Source organism: Planctomycetota bacterium (assembly GCA_039182125.1).
In the GTDB taxonomy this organism is placed as follows: Bacteria; Planctomycetota; Phycisphaerae; order Tepidisphaerales; family Tepidisphaeraceae; genus JBCDCH01.
Window position 1 is genome coordinate 1 of the sequence record JBCDCH010000041.1, and the last position, 17260, is coordinate 17260.

14 protein-coding genes and 1 tRNA gene are annotated in these 17260 nt (G+C 65.6%); 9 read left to right on the forward strand and 6 right to left on the reverse strand.

Annotation, left to right across the window (positions count from 1 at the left end; translation table 11 throughout):
• The 6 genes from AAGD32_11565 to AAGD32_11590 all read left to right on the forward strand — a co-directional run.
• Positions 1-423 (forward strand): DNA helicase RecG (locus tag AAGD32_11565; GenBank protein ID MEM8874881.1); only part of this gene is annotated, 423 nt, incomplete at its 5' end.
• Between the two features lie 134 nt (positions 424-557).
• Complete coding sequence (locus tag AAGD32_11570; GenBank protein ID MEM8874882.1) at positions 558-2162, forward strand: hypothetical protein; 1605 nt, start codon at positions 558-560, stop codon at positions 2160-2162.
• A 71-nt stretch (positions 2163-2233) separates the two neighbouring features.
• The gene (locus tag AAGD32_11575) at positions 2234-3739 is read left to right on the forward strand and encodes an MATE family efflux transporter (protein ID MEM8874883.1); all 1506 of its coding nucleotides are present in this window, start codon (positions 2234-2236) and stop codon (positions 3737-3739) included.
• Positions 3736-6531 carry an isoleucine--tRNA ligase gene (gene ileS / locus AAGD32_11580; protein ID MEM8874884.1) on the forward strand — a complete coding sequence of 932 codons (2796 nt, stop codon included), beginning with the start codon at positions 3736-3738 and terminating at the stop codon, positions 6529-6531. The genes AAGD32_11575 and ileS overlap by 4 nt, the downstream gene beginning before the upstream one ends.
• 79 nt (positions 6532-6610) lie before the next feature.
• Complete coding sequence (locus AAGD32_11585; protein MEM8874885.1) at positions 6611-7231, forward strand: phosphoribosylglycinamide formyltransferase; 621 nt, start codon at positions 6611-6613, stop codon at positions 7229-7231.
• A 113-nt stretch (positions 7232-7344) separates the two neighbouring features.
• On the forward strand, positions 7345-7467 hold the full coding sequence (locus tag AAGD32_11590; protein MEM8874886.1) for a hypothetical protein: 123 nt from the start codon (positions 7345-7347) through the stop codon (positions 7465-7467).
• Here the strand turns inward: AAGD32_11590 and AAGD32_11595 are convergent.
• Positions 7455-8933, reverse strand: coding sequence for a hydantoinase B/oxoprolinase family protein (locus tag AAGD32_11595; GenBank protein MEM8874887.1), 1479 nt, complete (start codon positions 8931-8933; stop codon positions 7455-7457). The genes AAGD32_11590 and AAGD32_11595 overlap by 13 nt on opposite strands.
• Before the next feature lie 9 nt (positions 8934-8942).
• A complete protein-coding gene (locus tag AAGD32_11600) occupies positions 8943-10922 on the reverse strand; it encodes a hydantoinase/oxoprolinase family protein (protein MEM8874888.1) in 1980 nt (659 codons plus the stop codon).
• Between the two features lie 11 nt (positions 10923-10933).
• Between AAGD32_11600 and AAGD32_11605 the strand changes: the two genes are divergently transcribed.
• The 3 genes from AAGD32_11605 (at position 10934) to AAGD32_11615 (ending at position 13494) form a co-directional block, all read left to right on the forward strand.
• Positions 10934-12865 (forward strand): M20/M25/M40 family metallo-hydrolase, encoded by a 1932-nt coding sequence (locus AAGD32_11605; protein MEM8874889.1) that lies wholly within the window; start codon positions 10934-10936, stop codon positions 12863-12865.
• Complete coding sequence (locus AAGD32_11610) at positions 12865-13410, forward strand: CbiX/SirB N-terminal domain-containing protein (GenBank protein ID MEM8874890.1); 546 nt, start codon at positions 12865-12867, stop codon at positions 13408-13410. The genes AAGD32_11605 and AAGD32_11610 overlap by 1 nt, the downstream gene beginning before the upstream one ends.
• A gap of 10 nt (positions 13411-13420) precedes the next feature.
• Positions 13421-13494, forward strand: a tRNA-Arg gene (locus AAGD32_11615).
• A gap of 9 nt (positions 13495-13503) precedes the next feature.
• On the opposite strand, the gene AAGD32_11620 is transcribed toward AAGD32_11615, so the two are convergent.
• Genes AAGD32_11620 through AAGD32_11635 form a run of 4 tightly spaced genes read right to left on the reverse strand, consistent with a single transcriptional unit; the run spans position 13504 to position 17241 of the window.
• Complete coding sequence (locus AAGD32_11620) at positions 13504-14184, reverse strand: hypothetical protein (GenBank protein MEM8874891.1); 681 nt, start codon at positions 14182-14184, stop codon at positions 13504-13506.
• Positions 14181-15494 carry a pilus assembly protein PilM gene (gene pilM, locus AAGD32_11625; protein ID MEM8874892.1) on the reverse strand — a complete coding sequence of 438 codons (1314 nt, stop codon included), beginning with the start codon at positions 15492-15494 and terminating at the stop codon, positions 14181-14183. The genes AAGD32_11620 and pilM overlap by 4 nt, the downstream gene beginning before the upstream one ends.
• A 10-nt stretch (positions 15495-15504) precedes the next feature.
• Complete coding sequence (locus AAGD32_11630) at positions 15505-16053, reverse strand: type II secretion system protein (protein MEM8874893.1); 549 nt, start codon at positions 16051-16053, stop codon at positions 15505-15507.
• A gap of 60 nt (positions 16054-16113) precedes the next feature.
• Positions 16114-17241 (reverse strand): hypothetical protein, encoded by a 1128-nt coding sequence (locus AAGD32_11635; GenBank protein MEM8874894.1) that lies wholly within the window; start codon positions 17239-17241, stop codon positions 16114-16116.
• Between the last annotated feature and the right edge of the window lie 19 nt (positions 17242-17260).

The window sequence follows — 17260 nt, forward strand, 5'->3', positions numbered from 1 at the left end:
AACTCGACGGTGATGGTCATCGAGTCGGCCGACCGGTTCGGGCTCTCGCAGTTGCACCAGTTGCGGGGACGTGTGGGTCGTGGAGAGCACGCGAGCTTTTGCGTGTTGGTCAGCGACGCGACGACGCCGGACAGCCAGGAGCGGATCGCCGCGATGTGCCGGACTAACGACGGGTTCGAGATCGCCGAGACCGACCTGAAACTCCGCGGCCCCGGCGACTTCTTCGGCACCCGCCAGCACGGCCTGCCACCGATGAAGATCGCCGACGTGACCAAGGAGTTGGAGCTGCTCAAGGTCGCGCGGGACGACGCGGCCGCCCTGCTCGAAGATGATCCAAACCTTGAGAAGCCCGACCACGCCGCCCTGCGTAACGCTCTGCTGCGAACTTACGGCGAAACGCTCGATCTCGCGCAGGTCGGCTAAACCGCGTTGCGGAGCAACGCAGCTAGGCGCAATGCGAAAGTGCCGCGCCTAGCTGCGTTGCTTCGCAACGCGGTTCGGAATGCGACACTGTTTTGGAACGTCCGTCGATCGCGTGGGTGTTGTACGATGTGAGCGTGAAACCCACGACGTTCGAGCAGCGGGTCGAGGTGCCGATCACGGGGCTGGTCTGTGCGGACAAGCACGATCTGGACGTGAGTTTTTCCCTGCGCGTGCGGCTCAACGACACGGCGGCGGACCGGGCGGCGTTTTCGGAGCGCTTCGGCGATGAGCCCGACGTGGGGCGGTTTCTCATCGACACGCTGCGGCCGACGGCGGACCTGCTGACCGACGTGCTCGACGCGGCGGACATCACCGCGGACACCAGCGTGCTCGAGGAAAAGCTCACCGCCGAAGCCCGGCGTGCTTTGTTCGCACATGGCTTGGCCGTGCTTGCTCCAATCGAATGCACCGCGACGAGCAACACGCTGCGCCGTGCCCGGCTCGAAGCGATCGCTGAAGAGGAAGCGTCGCGACGGTCCGAGGCCCAGGCCGAGCAGCTCCGCCGCGCCGCCGCCCTGCTTGAGGACTTCCGCAGAACCGGCGCCCCGGTCGGCGACCTGCTGGCCAACGTCGATGCCGCCGAACGCGGCGGGATGGTGCAGAACCTGCTGCGTGCCTCGGCGGCGGAGACCACCGACTGGACCCTGCACATCGTCAGCGGAGAAACCACCGCCCGGGTGGAACGCACCAGAATGCAACTGGAGCAGGTCGCCCCAATGAGCAGCGCCCTTGGCCCCTTGCGGAGCATCACTGTCGTCGGGGCGGGCCGATACATCGGTGCCCAACGTGGCGTGTGGGTGGATCACGGACACGGGCCGGCTGCGTTGGAGTGGACCGAGTCGGGCGGATTGGGCTTCAATGCAGCAGCGGTGCAATCGGAGCCGGGAGGTCAATGGGCGAAGATTGTCGCCACGCACGGCGAGTTCGGCGTGATCCAATGGCAACTGGGCGAAGCTACCCGGCAGATCGCCGCCCCGCCCGCACGGTGCCCACACTTCCTGCCCGACGGACGCTTGCTGTTCAGTTCAGGCCCTGAAGTGATCGTGGATCAATCCGTTATCACCGAACTGCCCAACGAGGTCGTCGCGGTCGTGACGGTGGATCGACGGCTGGCGGCGGTCGGGGCAGACGGGGCGGTGGTGCTGCTCGACGCGAACACGCTTGAAGTGCTCAAGAAGTTCTCGGTCGGCAAGTCGGTGAAACACGCTGCGGCGTTGCCGTGGCTCGGGTCGGCGCGGCTGGTGCTGGCAACAGACGCGGGGGTGAGCGTGATTGGGCCGGACGACGGGTTGAGCCTGGATCGGTCGGTCCCCGGCGGGTGCAAGGTCGTCGCGGCGACGGCGGACACGATCGCAGCGGTCACCGGCGATCGGCAACGGGTGCTGTTGTTCTCGACGTGGGACGCGGCGGCGGAACCGGAGACGATCTACGTCACCGCGAAGACGAAGCATCGCGACGGCGATCTGGCGTTCTCCTTTAGAACGTCCACGGATGAAACCGCGGGCGTCGGGTCAGAATCCCAGCGTCGTGGCCGCCTCGCGGATCGGCTTTTCACAACCGGCGAGCGTGACAACGAGGCCCGTGAGCAGCAGCGCGATCATCCATCTTTGACGGGTCATGGCAGGCCGCTACCATGCCGGCGGAGTCGCCATGCGTCAAGAAAAAGACATCACGATTAGCTCGGTCGCCATTCGCGACCGCTCGTGCTGATCCTTTTCCTTGCTCGCCCCCTCCGCCAACCCGGCTCCCCATGTCACTCGAAGAAGCTCAACCGCAAACGACCGGTACGGACGTACCTGTCACCACCGGCCCCACGCCGCTCGCGGAGCTGCTGCGAATCGCCGGGCCGACCGTCGCCACGATGGCCGGCTTCACGATCATGCAGTTCGTGGACACGCTGATGATCGCCGCATACGGCCGGCAGAACGGCAGCGTCCTCGAACCGACCGCCGCGACCAACGGCGGTCTCGCCGCGTTTGCCATCGTCTGCATCGGCGTTGGTACCACGACCATCGTCAACGCGCTGGCCAGCCAGTGCTACGGCGGCAAGCGGTTCGCACGCTGCGGCCGGTTCATGTGGCAAGGCGTCTGGTTCAGTGTCGGATACGCACTGCTCGTGTTGCCGTTCACGTTCCTGGGCGGGCCGATCTTCAACGCGGCCGGCCACTCGCCGGAGCTGGTCGCCCTCGAGGTGCCGTACTTTCGCATCTTGCTGTACTTCACCGTGATCCGCCTACTGGTCGGCACGGTCGGGCAGTTCCTCATCGCGATCGACATGGCGATGTGGACGCTGCTGGCCGCACTGTTTGCGATCGCGGCGAACGTGCTGTTCAACTGGCTTCTCATCTTCGGCAACGCCGGGTTTCCACGGATGGGTGTGGCCGGGGCTGCGTGGGCAACGAACCTGGCGGCGCTGGTGGAGCTCGCGGTGCTCGCGGCGATCTGTCTCAGGCCGGTCGTCCGCAAGTTCGGCATCACCGACTGGAAGCTGCGCATGCCCGCGATGGGCCGGCTGGTGCGGATCGGGTTGCCCAGCGGGTTTCAGTTTGCCGCGGACGTCTGGCCGTGGGCGATCTTCCTGGGCGTGGTGATGGCGACTTTCGGCGAGGAGGCGATGGCGGCGAACCTGTTCATGTTCCGCTTCCTGATCACCAGCTTCCTCCCAGCGGTCGGCATCAGCATCGCGGTGACCGCGCTGGTCGGCCGGTACGTCGGCGCACGCGACATCCCCACCGCCAAGGCCCGCGCCTGGCTCGGGTTCAAGATCGTCCTCGCGTGGCTGGTGATCCCCGGCGTGCTGTACCTGCTGTTCCCGACGGCGCTCATGCGGCTCTTCACCGACGACCCGGAAGTCCTTCGGCTCGGGGCGTGGCTGCTGTGGATCTGCGTCGGCTACCAGTTCTTCGACGCGATGTACATCACCTACGCCCACGCCCTGCGCGGGGCGGGTGACACGCTGGTGCCGGCGCTGTTCACCGGCGGACTTTGCTGGGGGATGCTCGTGGGCGGCGGGTCGCTGGTGGCGTGGTTGCTGCCGAGCTGGGGCATCTTCGGGCCATGGGTGATCGCCTGCGTCTACGGCGTGACGCTGGGGATCTTCATGGTGGTGCGGTTCCACTACGGCAAGTGGCAACGCGAGAAGCCGGCGGCGTTCGTCCAGGCATCGGAGACACCCGAGTTCGAAGTCACCGCGCCGGCAGATACGATGCAATCTGAGCAACGGCAGGCCGTGCCTGCCCTACAAGAGACGCGATGAGTGACACCAAGAGCTACAAAGACACGCTGAACCTGCCGAAGACGGACTTTCCGATGAAGGCCGCACTGGTCACGCGCGAGCCGCAACGGCTCGCGAACTGGCAGGAGCACGGGTTGTACGACGCGCTGATGGCGGCGCGGGAGGACGCCGACCTGTTCGTCCTGCACGACGGGCCGCCCTTTGCCAACGGCGACATTCACCTCGGCCATGTGGTCAACAAGGTGCTCAAAGACGTCGTGCTGCGCTACAAGTCGATGGCCGGGTTCAAGACGCCGTACGTCCCCGGGTGGGACTGTCACGGCCTGCCGATCGAACACAAGATCCAACAGAAGCTCGGGCCCAAGCTGCGCGAGATGTCCAAGCCCGACGTCCGCAAGCTCTGCCACGAACACGCGCAGAAGTTCATCGACATCCAGAGCAAGCAGTTCCAACGCCTCGGCATCCTCGGCGACTGGGCGAACCCCTACGCGACGATGGCCCCGGCCTACGAAGCATCGACGCTCGAAGTCTTCGCCAAGTTCGTCGAGCACGGCCTGGTCTACAAACAGCTCAAGCCCGTCGCGTGGTCCATCGAAAACCGAACGGCCCTCGCCGACGCGGAGCTGGAATACGCGGACCGGACCGATCCGTCGGTGTACGTCGAGTTCGCCGTAGCGAACCCGGGCGCGGTCAAGGGGCAGTTCGAGCTGCGTGACCCGGCGAGCGTGTCGCTGATGATCTGGACGACGACGCCGTGGACACTGCCGGCCAACCTCGCGATCGCGGCGGGGCCGAGCGTGGAGTACGCGTTCGTGAAGTTTGATGACGAGGCCAAGGGCCGCATCACGATCGTCGCGGCCGACCTTGTCACCAAACTCTTCGGCGAGCGCGAGCACACCGTCCTCAAGACCGTCCCCGGCGAGCAGATCGTCGGCATGGAATACCGCCATCCGTTCGTCGGGCGGACCGGCAAGGTCTGGGCCGCCGAGTATGTCACGACCACCGAAGGCACCGGCCTGGTCCATACCGCGCCGGGCCACGGCGAGGAGGACTACGGCCTCGGCCGGCAGGTCGGCCTCGACGTGTACTGCCCCGTCCAACCCAACGGCCGCTTCGACTCGACCGCGCCCAACTGGCTCACCGGACTCTCCGTCTGGGAGGCCAACGACGCGATCATCGACAAGCTCGACGAACTCGCGGTGCTGTTCAAGAAGACCGACTACCCCCACAGCTACCCGCACGACTGGCGCAGCAAGACGCCGATCATCTACCGCGCGGCCGAGCAGTGGTTCATCGCGCTCGACAAGCCGTACACCGTCGGCGGCAAGACCGCGACGCTGCGGGAACGTGCCCTGGAATCGCTCGACGCGGTGCGGTTCTTCCCCGACTGGGGCAAGGCCCGCCTGCGTGGGATGCTCGAAAACCGCCCCGACTGGTGCGTCTCGCGGCAACGGGCGTGGGGCCTGCCGATCCCGGTGTTCTACGGCGACGACGGCAAGCCGCTGCTGACGGTCGACAGCGTGAAAGCCGTGAGCAAAGCGTTCGCGCAGCGTGGCAGCGATGCGTGGTTCACCGACGAGCCGAAGGATTTGCTCGGCGGCAGCTTCCGCTACCCGCCGGGCTTTGCGGCGGAGAAGCTCACCAAGGAGACCGACATCTTCGACGTCTGGTTCGAGTCCGGCTCGTCTTGGCGACGCGTGCTCGGCGACAACAACGACCTGCGCTGGCCGGCCGACCTTTACCTCGAAGGCTCCGATCAACACCGCGGGTGGTTCCAGCTGTCGATGCTCTGCTGTCTGGGCGCGTTCGGCATGCCGCCCTTCGATGCGATCCTCACGCATGGCTTCACCGTCAAACCCGACGGCACCAAAATGTCCAAGAGCGACAAGGAGTACGTCACCGCCACCCAGGAGATCGACCGCCACGGCGCCGACCTGCTGCGCCTCTGGACGTGCAGCGTCGACTATCAGGGCGACATGGCGGTCAGCCCGAAGGTGCTGGCCGACTTCGGCGATCGCTACCGCAAGATCCGCAACACGCTGCGGTTTTTGCTGGGAAATGTGAGTGATTTCGACCCGGCGACCGATGCGGTCGACGTCGCTCCTGACTCGCTCGACGGCTGGTTCGCGTGGAAGATCGACGAACTCATCCGCGAGATCACTGCGGCGTACGAGTCGTACAAGACCCACCGCGCCTTCGCCCTGCTCTACGACTTCTGCAACGTCACCGTCAGTACGATCTACGGCAACGCGATGAAGGACCGCCTTTACTGCGAAGCCCCGGACAGCCCGCTGCGTCGGCGGTGTCAGACGGTGCTGCGTCGGGCACTCGAAGCTGTGACGACGCTGCTCGCGCCGATGGCGATCTACACGGCCGATGAGGTGTGGGAGTTCACGCCGAAGACGCCGGACGGGCAGTGGAGCGTGCACCTCGCGGCGTTGCCGAAAGCGGCCGGAATGGCGCAGCGTGATGAATGGGCGACGTTGATGCGTCTGCGCGATGACGCCTTGGGTCAGTTGGAAAAGCTCAAGGCCGACGTCGGATTGAACAAGTCGACCGACGCGGAGGTGCGGTACACACTCACCGCAGAGACGCGGCGCTGGCTCGAACCATATGGCGTCGACCTCGCCGACCTCGTCGCGGCCGGCTCGTGCGGCATCGTGGATGGCGACGTGGACACGGTACAAGTCATCGACCGTCGTGAGGACTACGCCCTGTGTGCCCGAAGCCGCAAGCGTACGCCCGACGTCGGCAGTGACCCGGAGCACCCCGAACTTTCGGCGCGAGATGCGGCCGTGGTGAAATCGCTCTGATTCAAGTAACCGTGTTGCCACGCAACACGAGGCCGACCGCGCCTCGCGTTGCGTGGCAACGCGGCTACTTTGTTATCGCATGAACGAACGTTCGCCCATCGCCGTCCTGCTCTCCGGCTCCGGCAGCACGCTGCAGAACCTCATCGACCACGGCTTTCACATCGCGAAGGTCGTGAGCAGTCGGCCGGGCGTGCGCGGGATCGAACGGGCCGAGGCGGCGGGGATTGCGACAACCATCGTCGAGCGGAAGACCTTCGGGAGTGACGAAGCGTTCAGCGACGCGGTGTTCGCCGAGTGCGAAGGCGCGGGACTGATCTGCATGGCCGGCTGGCTGCGCAAGGTCGTCGTGCCGGCGGCATGGGAAGGCCGGGTGCTCAACGTGCATCCCTCCCTGCTCCCCGCCTTCGGCGGCCCCGGCATGTTCGGCCACCACGTCCACGCCGCCGTCCTCGAACGCGGCTGCAAGATCACCGGCTGCACCGTTCATCTGGTCAACAACGCCCTCGACGAAGGACCCATCCTCGCCCAACAAGCGGTCGAAGTTGCAGACGACGAAACACCAGAGTCACTAGCCAACAAGGTCCAATCCGCCGAGCGCGAGCTCTACCCGAGAACGATCTTGGCCTATCAGCAGCAGGTCGCTATGTTGGGGAAATTATCAAGCCCGAAACGATGCGAGATAACGTCGACCGACTTGTGACTGACACGCCGTTCCAACCATTCGTCTTGTCCTTTGAGAACGGCGAATCAATCCGAATCACTCACCCGCGGCACATTGTGTACCGCATAGACATACCAGGCGAGTACGGTTTCATGGCCGTTCAATCCGGTCGCTTTTTCATCGGCAACTTTGATGGCGTGAACAACATCCAACTGATTGACTACGACACGCAGGCGGCGTCCAAAGGAAGTTCTAACGGACATCACCCCGAATGACCGCCCCCGCTCGGCGTCGTTTGCTTGATCCGATCGCCGGGCTTTGCTTTGAATGCGGCTTTTCCCTTGATCACTTCGCCGTTGTGCCGGTTTTCGCCTGCCGCCCCGTTGGGCGGACTCACCCGCCGCCGCTCGCCCAGCAGCGTCACTCTCGCCTCCTCCAACACTTCGATCTCACGCACCACGCCGCTGCCGCCGGGCAGGTCGGCTGATGGGGCGTTGTCGGCCAGCTCGTAGCGCAACACGCGCAGCGGATACTCCAACTCCAGCGCTTCCGCCGGCGTGTTGCGGGTGTTGGTCATGTGCGTCTGCACCGCCGACGCACCGGCCCGCTCCGCCGACGCGCCGCTGCCACCGGGGACGGTTTCGTAGTAGCTCCAACCGTCACCCGCGAGCGCAAGGCTGTTCATCGACCCGCAGCTCGCCGCCGGGATGAAATCTGGCAACGCCTTCGCCAATGCCGCGAACACGACGTCCACGATCCGCTGACTCGTCTCGGTGTTCCCCGCACAAACCGCCGCCGGCTCTTCTGGATTGACGACACTCCCGAGCCGCGTGAGCACGTCGATGTCGTCGAAACAGCCCTCATTGATCGGAGCGTCGGGGAACTTATGCCGCATCAGACATATGAACGCGTAGTAAATCGCTGATTGCGTCACCGCCAACGGACAGTTCACGCAGCCCTTCACTTGGTCAGGCGAAGGCATCACGCACACGTCCACCACGTCCCACTCCTTGTCGATGAAGCAGGTGATCGAGATGTCAAATGTGCCCGCCCCATCATCGTCAAGAACGTCGTGCGCGGTGAATCGGCCGGGCGGTAGATCAGAGAGCGTTTGCCACATGAACGCCCGCGCGTGTTCCCTTAGGGCGGCAGCCGTAGCGTCGAAACCAGGACGAGCGACGAGTTGCCTCAGCGCGTCGCCGCCGACGCGGTTGGCCGCGGTCATCGACTCGACGTCGCCGAGCACCTCGGCAGGGTTCCCCACGCCCGCTTGCAGTTTCGCCATGCCCTCGGCCAATCGCATCGGCGGCAGACGCACGCCCTCCTGGTCGATGTGTGTCGAAAGCCCCATGCCGCCGGGAAAGTCGCCACCGATGTCGGCGAAGTGCGCCCGGCTCGCCGCATACCCGATCCGCTTACCCTCCTGATCGATCGGCGTCACGAGCGTCACGTCCGGCAGGTGGCTACCGCCCTCGTACGGGTCGTTCACGATCGCGTCGCCGTCAAGGTCGGGCAGCGCTTCGAGCACCGCCGCGACACTTGCGGGCATGCTGCCAAGGTGTACCGGGATGTGCGCCGCCTGTGCGAGCATTGCACCGTTCGCGTCGAACAAAGCGCACGAAAAGTCCCGTCGCTCCTTGATGTTCGCGCTGAACGCCGCCCGCTGTAGCACCACCCCCATCTGCTCGGCGGCGGCTTCGAGAAGGGTCTGTGTAAGTTGCAGTTCGACGGGGTGGGGCATGGTGGTGAGCTACTGAGTAACACGAAGTGTGCCGTCGTCGAGCAAGGTGATATGCCAGCCTCGCGGCACCCAGATCGTTGCTTCGTTGTCGACGATCAACGCCGGGCCATCGACACCGTCGGCGGCGGTGCGGTTGAGCCGTGGCACGGCTTGCCCCTCCACGTCCACCTCGTCACGCCGCAGGTCTTCGGTCGGCTTGGCCAGTGCGACCTCCAGCACCGGGCCGACCCGGCGCAAACGCAGTGTCACCACTTCGATCGCTCGATCCAACGCCTTGCCGAATCGCTCGGCGTAGCGGCGACTGAACTCGGCGGCCACCGCGTCGATCGTCGGCGTCTTGACGACGATCGGTACCGTGTGGCTTTGCCCGACGTAACGCACCTCCGCCGACGCCTCGATCGTCGCGGTCTGCTCGGCCGGCAACTCGTCCATCGCGTCGGCGTTGAGCGTGCCGAACTCCGCGTACAAGCGGTCGTCGTCGAGCACGTCCTTCAGGTGCAGCACCGTCCGAGATCGCTCGGCGACGCGCGGCGTCACGAGCATGCCCAACGCACTGAGCACCCCCGCCATCGGCGGCACCAACACCGTCGACATCCCCAGCGACTCGGCCAAGCCGCACGCATGCAATCCGCCCGCCCCGCCAAAGCTCACCAACGCCAATCCCCGCGGATCGACGCTCCGTGCCGCGGTGACGGCGCGGATCGCCCGGCTCATGTGCGCCTCGGCGATGCGACAGATCCCCAGCGCCGTCTCGGTCGACGACAAGCCGAGTTCATCCGCGAGCTGGTCGATGACCTTCTCGGCCAGCGGCGGGTGGAGTTCCATCGTGCCGCCTAGCTTGGTGTCGGCGGGGATGCGGCCGAGATAAACGTTGGCGTCGGTAACGGTGGGCAGGACGCCGCCGTGGTGGTAGCACGCCGGGCCGGGGAACGCGCCGGCCGACTTGGGGCCAACCCGCAGCGCGCCGCCGACGTCGCGGTAGGCGATCGACCCGCCGCCGGCACCGATGGTGTGAATGTCGTACATCGGCAACGCGATCGGCAGGCCGGCGACGTGATGCTCGGTCGTGAGCGTCGGCTTGCCGTCGGTGATGAGCGTGACGTCCGTCGAGGTACCGCCCATGTCGTAGGCGACGCAATCGCGATGACCGTGGCGAGCGGCGATGTACGCCGCGGCAGCCACCCCGCCGGCGGGTCCGCTCAGAACGAGCCGCGCGGCATGCAGATGCGCGTCGGCGATCGGCACCGTCCCCCCACCGCCGTGCAAGACACGGCAGTCGTCAACATGATGCGGCAGTTCCTGGCTCAGCCCGTCGAGATACCGCCGAACGACCGGGCCGAGTTGGGCGTTGATCGCCGTCGTGGTGGCCCGTTCGTACTCGCGAAACTCAGGCAGCACATCGCTGCTGAGCGTGACGTCGAGGCCGGCGTTTCGCGCGATCTCGGCGAAGCGTCGTTCGTGCGTCGGATCGACGAAGCTGAACAGCAGGCAAACCGCCACACTCTGCAACCCGCTCTGCTTGATCGCCGCGACGACGCGATTGCACTCGTCGTCGGTTAGCTCACGCAGCACCGCCCCGTCCGCGGCGATGCGACAGTCGAGGCCGTGACAATGCACCCGTGGGGTGATGGGGTCGGGCTTGGCCGGGTGCAGTGCGTACAAGTCTGGCCGATCCTGCCGGGCGATCTCGAGGACGTCGGTAAATCCGGCATTGGTCACCAACGCGGCCGGCTCACCGAAACGGGTCAAAAGTGCGTTGGTCGCGACCGTGCTGCCGTGGACCATGTCGATCCGCCCCCAAGGCAACGCCTTGAGCGTTTCGAGAATCCCGCCCTGAAAATCTGGCGGCGTGCTGGGCCTTTTCACGCAATGCAGCATGGTTCCATCGAACGCGACGGTGTCGGTGAACGTCCCGCCCACGTCGCACCCGACGCGTAGCCCGGACGATTCCCGTGAGTCCTGAAATGGCCGTGAATGGTCCGCTTCCATACAGTCCCAGCATGATGATACGTAAATCGGCCTATGCGGCGTTACTCCTCGTGCTCGGCTGTCAGGCCGCACCGACGGTCACGGAACAAGCGACCACCCGCTCCGCGACCGTCGCGGACATGGCTCCCGACACGGCGGCGGCGATCGCGGAACTCGAAGCCCAGATAAAGGCCGATGTCTACTGGCTCGCCGACGAGGAGCGCGGGGGTCGCGGGCTCAACACCGACGGCATCGAAGAATCGGCCCAGTTCGCCGCACTTCGCTTTGCCCAGCTCGGTCTCGAACCCGCGGGCGAAGTCGGCTATTTCGACACCTTCACGCTCAACGCCGGCAACACGCTCATCGAGGACGAGACCGAACTCGCCTTCGGCGATACCCAACTTACCGCCAATGAAGACTACGTTCCGTATGGCTGGTCGAAGATGGGCGCATTCGAAGGTAACCTCGCGTTCGGCGGCTACAGCATCTCCGCCGAGCGGCGCGGCTACGACGACTACGACGATGCCGACGTGGAAGGCAAGGTCGTGCTCGCGTTGCGCTACGAGCCGCACGACGAAGAGGGAGCGAGCCTGTTCCTCAACGACAACGAGCAGCGACAAATGGGCCGCAACTTCACGCGTGAGTCGGAGCTGTTCCGAAAGGCCCGGGCCGCCGAAGCCGCAGGCGCGTCGGCGTTGCTGATCGTGAACCCGCCGATGCACCACGAAGGCAAGAACCCGGTCGATCGCTTCAGCAGTCGCGGCGGCCGGGCACGGGTCGGCATCCCGGTGATGCAAGTCTCGCCCGAGACCGCCGGCAAGCTCCTCGCCGCCGCCGAGTTGCCCACGCTCACCGAGCTGCAGACCTCCATCGACAGCACGGGCAAGCCGAACACACTCGTCGGAGAGCCGGTCACGGTTGCCGGCCGATGGAACGCCGAGTCGGAGACGATCATCGAGAAGAACGTCGTGGCCATGATGCGCGGCGAGGGGCCGTTAGCCGACGAGTACATCGTCGTCGGCGGGCACTACGACCACCTCGGCAAAGGCGAGTACGGCAGCCGAAGCGGAACTGGGCCCGTCCACTACGGTGCCGACGACAACGCCAGTGGGACTGCCGCAGTGATGGCGATCGCGGAGCTGCTGGCCGAACAGGGTAACCCCGAAGGCCGCTCGGTTTACTTCGTGCTCTTCAGCGCCGAGGAGATCGGACTCATCGGCAGTCGCGAGTGGGTCGAAGACGCGCCCGTCGAGCACGACGACATCGTCGCGATGCTCAACTACGACATGCTCGGTCGGCCTGAAGATCGCACCCTCCGCATCGGCGGCGTGGGAACCACGCAGCTCTTCGAGAGCATGCTCGACGAGGCCATCCCGGCGGCCGAGATCGACTGGGTCGACACCGGGTCGAGCATGGACGGCCGCTCGGACCACGCCCCGTTCGATCGGGCGGGCATCCCGGCGATGTTCTTTTTCGGCTCACTGCACGACGACTACCACACAGAGCGCGACACGCCCGACAAACTCGACTACGACTTCCTGGCCCGCGCCAGCTACGCCAGCTTCGAGATCCTCGAAGAGCTGCGTTCCACCACCGATACGCTGGACTATCGCGACCGCGAACAACGGATGGCCGACAGCGGCCAGACGCCCAGCGGCCCGCAGCGTGATCCCGGCGAGCGGCGGGTGCGTCTGGGCATTACGCCGGACATGTCCGCCTACAGCGACAGCGAAGAGAAGGGCCTGCTTGTGGCCGGGGTCTCCGACAACACCCCCGCTCAGCGGGCCAGCCTTGCCCAAGGCGACCGCATTCTCAAACTCGGCGAGCACGACATCGCCGACATCAACGACCTCCAGTTCGCGCTCGAGGACTCCGAGCCGGGCAAGACCTATCCGCTACACATCAAGCGTGGCGATGAACTCAAGCAGCTCTCGGTCACTTTCGATGGCACGGAGGTGAACTGATGAGCGACGTCACCGGCGTCATCCTCGTCGACCACGGCAGCCGGCGCGCGCAGAGCAACGAGATGCTCGAAGAAGTCGCCCGCCTCTTCGGTTCGCGGTTCGCCGACGACTACGGCATCGTCGAGCCGGCCCACATGGAACTGGCGATGCCCGACATCGAGGCGGCCTACGCCAGGTGCGTCGAGCGGGGCGCGAACAAGATCGTCGTGCTCCCCTACTTCCTCGGCCACGGCAAGCACTTCACCAAGGACATCCCGTCGCTGACCAACCAAGCCTCGGCGAAGTTCCCGGGCACCCGCTACCAAATCGCCGAGCCGCTCGGCATTGATGATTTGATCCTGGAATTGCTCAAGAAGCGTATCGAGGCCGACGACCAACCGACGATCGACGCCGGCGGCGACGACCCGCGTCTGGCCGAGATCGAGCCGAGCAAGAAACGCATCCAGTGCGCGACTTGCCCCTTCCAGCTTCACCGCGACGGCAGCGTCACGGTCAAGCCCGACCGCGGCGTCGACGTCGAGACGGCGTTGGGCGTGGTAGACTGACCGCAGACCCGTCCCCGTAGCTCAGTTGGATAGAGCACCGGACTTCTAATCCGACGGTCGGTGGTTCGAATCCACCCGGGGACGCTTCGACGTTCACGCGCCGGGCAACGGTGCATAGTCGAGATTGATGGTGAAGCTCACGCGGAACTGCCGCATGATTCGCCCGTCCTGCTCGATCTCCGTACTCTCGGTTTTGGTCAGTTCCAGCGCCGGGTTACTCCCGATCGAGCCGGCGAAGAGCGAGACGTCGTAATCGGTCGGTGCCATCCCCGCGACATCGACACGGAGCTTGCGAACCTTCGGCCGAGCCGCGCCGGGTTTGGCGTTGCCGACGAGACGCAAGTACTCCTGCGCGGACATCGCCGTTTCGTGAGCTTCCATCCGCACGTCGGTCAGGGCCATCGCGGGGGTCAGGGCCTGATCGAGCGTGGCGAGGACGCGGGCCGACTCGACGTTCAGGCCGACGTGTTCGAAGATCTGCTCCTCGTCGCGGAGTTGGCGTTCGATGCCGTGGTAGTGGCGCATCTTCTGCAGCGCGGATCGGCTCTCGTCGAGCTGACGCTGGTGCGAAGTGAGCACCAGTTGCGCGTCGGCCACCTCGCTCCAGGCTCCGAGTCCCACCGCCGTCAGCGCGACGACCATCGTCGCAAACAGCCAATAGTGGACACGGACGATCCCCTTCCATCGGATGTACTTCGGATACCAGCCGGGAAGGAAGTCGATCGGCGGCATCGGGGTCGAGCCGAAGCCGCTCTTGTCGGCCGGGGTGCTCATGCCGCCTCCCGGAATTGCATCGCGCCTTCGGGGAGGCTTAACTGATTGTCCGCCTCACGAGCTTCGGCTTCGTCGGCGATCCGGGCGGCTTCGGCCTGCTCCAGACGCGTCGGGCCGACCATGCCGTGGAACGGGCCGCCCGCCTTGCTCAACGCCAAGCCCAACGCGACCGCCCATTCGCCGAAGTGATCGTGCCGCTCCAGGTGCCGCATACGGTCGCATTGCACGTTCTGCAGCGGGCGTGCAGCTTCGACGGGAACACCCAGCGACGTGCCGAGCAGTTCATGCACCGGCTTCTGCTCCGCGCCCCGGCCCGTCAGACACACACGCACCGGACGGTGCCCGCGGAACGTCACCGACCAGTACCGCAAGCATAGGCCGATCTCGTTGCCGAGTTTCTCGATCGTCGGCCGGGTCGCGTCGATGACGGCGCGACGCACATCCTCGGACACCGGTCGCTCGGGGTTCGGGTCACCGACACGACGCCGCAGGGCGGACGCCTCGTCGAGCGTGATGCCGAGCTTGTCGGCGGCGGCACGGTTCAGGTCGGCGTCGCCGATGTCGAGTTTCTTGTAGAAGCCAAGCCGTCGCCCCTGCCCGATGACCAACTGCGTGCCGACTTCGCCCAGGTCGATCAAGACGTGGACTTCGCGCTCGTCCTCGCGGCGGCGGAAGAACCGTTCGATGCCACGGAAGAGCGCGACCGGCTCGAAGTCCAACCCCGCGACGTGCAGCCCGAGCCCGTGCAGTTGTTCGACGTACGCCTCCACGGCCGTACGTTCGGCGGCCAGCGCCATCACTTCGCACAACGGCTCGACCTTCTTTTGCTGGTCGACGCGTAGCCGTTGGTGGACCTCGCCGCCGGCGATGCACCGCAGCTCGACGACGCCGTCCATGTCGGGAAACAGCGACTCGATCTGCTCGACGGTCGCGTTGAAGACCGACGCATCGTCACCGGCGGGAACGCGGAGTGTTTTGATCCGGCAAATGTTCTCGGGAATCGCCGCGACGATCTGCTTGCCGCGAAAGCCGCCGCCACGCATGAGATCCTTGATGGCATCGCACGCCTCGCCGGTGAGCAGGCCATCGGGTGCCGAGGCGAGCGATCCGAGCCGACGCCGGCCGGCCGCACCGACCGCGACACGCATGCCCGGCGTCTCGACCTGCATGAGCCGCACGTCGGTGCGCCCGACGTCCAGCCCCATCGGCAAAGGCGTCACGCCCGACTGAACGAGCGCGCGGGCCCGTTGCAGTAGCTCGGCTCCATCAAGAGCGAACGACAGTTTCGATTTGGTCGGCTCGGTGCTCATGTCGTGTCGCTCAGGGGGTGGTGACCTCGCCGGTGATGGGCTCGACCTCGACGCTGCCGGTGATGCCGTCGCTCGAGACGATGATGTTGCCGGAGAAGATCAGGGGCGTGGCGTTGCTGCCGTCGGCAAAGACCGAGTGCGGCACGCCCATCTCGTCGAACGAAAGCCCGGGCCGAGCGCCGAAGTTGGCGGCCACGATCGACACTTCGTGCATCGCCGGCGCGCCCGTCGGGCCGAACCGGGTCACGAAGTCGCCGGGGTTGGTCGGGTGCGGCAACGGCAAGAGCGGCCCGGTCTCGCTGTCGCGGTCGTAGATCGTCACGGCATCCTCATCGACCATCACGACCGTCCAGCGGTTGGTGCTGATCGCATGTGTCTGGGCGTGCTGGATCTTGGCGATGAGCACGCGCTGTGCCGCGGAGATCCGCAGATTGGCCCGGTTGGACAGCGTCGGCACCAGCACCGCGGCAAGGATGCCGAGGATCACCAACACGATGAGAATCTCCACCAGCGTGAAGCCTCGTCGGCGCGGATCAGGATGTACGGGTCGCATGGACATGTCGGCGTTCACACCGAGCATCGTCCGATCCTGGGTGCCACTGAAGCCGATTTGCGACGGCTAGTCGAGCACCTTGAAGGTGGTTTGGGCGGTCACAACGTCCGAGAAATCGCGCACCGAAGCGGCGTCGGCGTCGTAGATCACTTCCAACTCGCCCGCCCAGTGATCGTCGAGACCGTCCGGGCGCGGCGCGGCGATGAGCAACGTGCCCTGAATCTTCACGGCCGCGCTGTCTTCACCGTGAAGGTGCTCGGCAACGTAGACCATACCCAGCACGCCGAACCGCGCATCCTTCTCGAACCGGAGTTCCTTACGTGTGAGCAACGCCGGCATGTTGTCGGCCGGGTTGATCGTGACGTCACCTTCGATGTAGATGTGATCGTGCCCGATGATCGTGCCGTTGACGGTGACGTTGTCGAGCGTTTTGTTGTTGCCGATGCGGTGTACGCCGAGCGGGTTGGACGCGCTCGTTCCCAGCGTGGTGTCCCGGACATCGTCGTGGTGGTACTCGATCGAATAGGTCTGCCCGTCGTAGACGTAGTCGTTGGTGTTGAGCAGCGAAACGTCGTGCGCCTGGGGCGAGGTTTCATCCTCGGCGTTGGGACCGGGTGCGGAGCCGTCGGGGTAGGCGGTGTGGTTCGTGGCCACGACCGGATCGGCGTACGTCGGGCCGGTGCCGGTGAAGGTCAGATTGTCGACGGCCTTGATGCCGCCGGTGATGGTCCAGTCGTGGGGCAACCTCGCGTTGCCACGCACCTGCAACGCGTGAGTCGGCTGAAAGACGGTTTCCCTTTGGACCCGCTGCTGGTCGCTGCGGGTGATGCCGTTGGTCGTCGTGGAGGCGTTGATCAGGAAGACATCGCCCGGCTCCGGCGTGACGGTGATCGCGACGTCGGTGCCGTCGATCGAGTAGACGCCGCCGGGCCAGTACGGGCCGTTGATGCCGTTGACGGTGCCCTCGTTGGATTCGTCGGGGTTGGCCAGGTAGTGCATGGCCAGTTCCATGCCGTCAGCGTTGTGTTCCGAGGCCAACGCCGCTGCGGAAGCGGCCGCCGACGCGTCGGCGCGGATGCTCGTCTCGCTGAGCATGGCCCAGCACATCACGGCCGTCACGGCGACGAGGATCAGCACCATCAACAGCGCGCTGCCGCGCCGGCGGGGGTCAGGGTTGTTGGGATGAACCGCCATGGTTGTGTCCTTCCGAGAG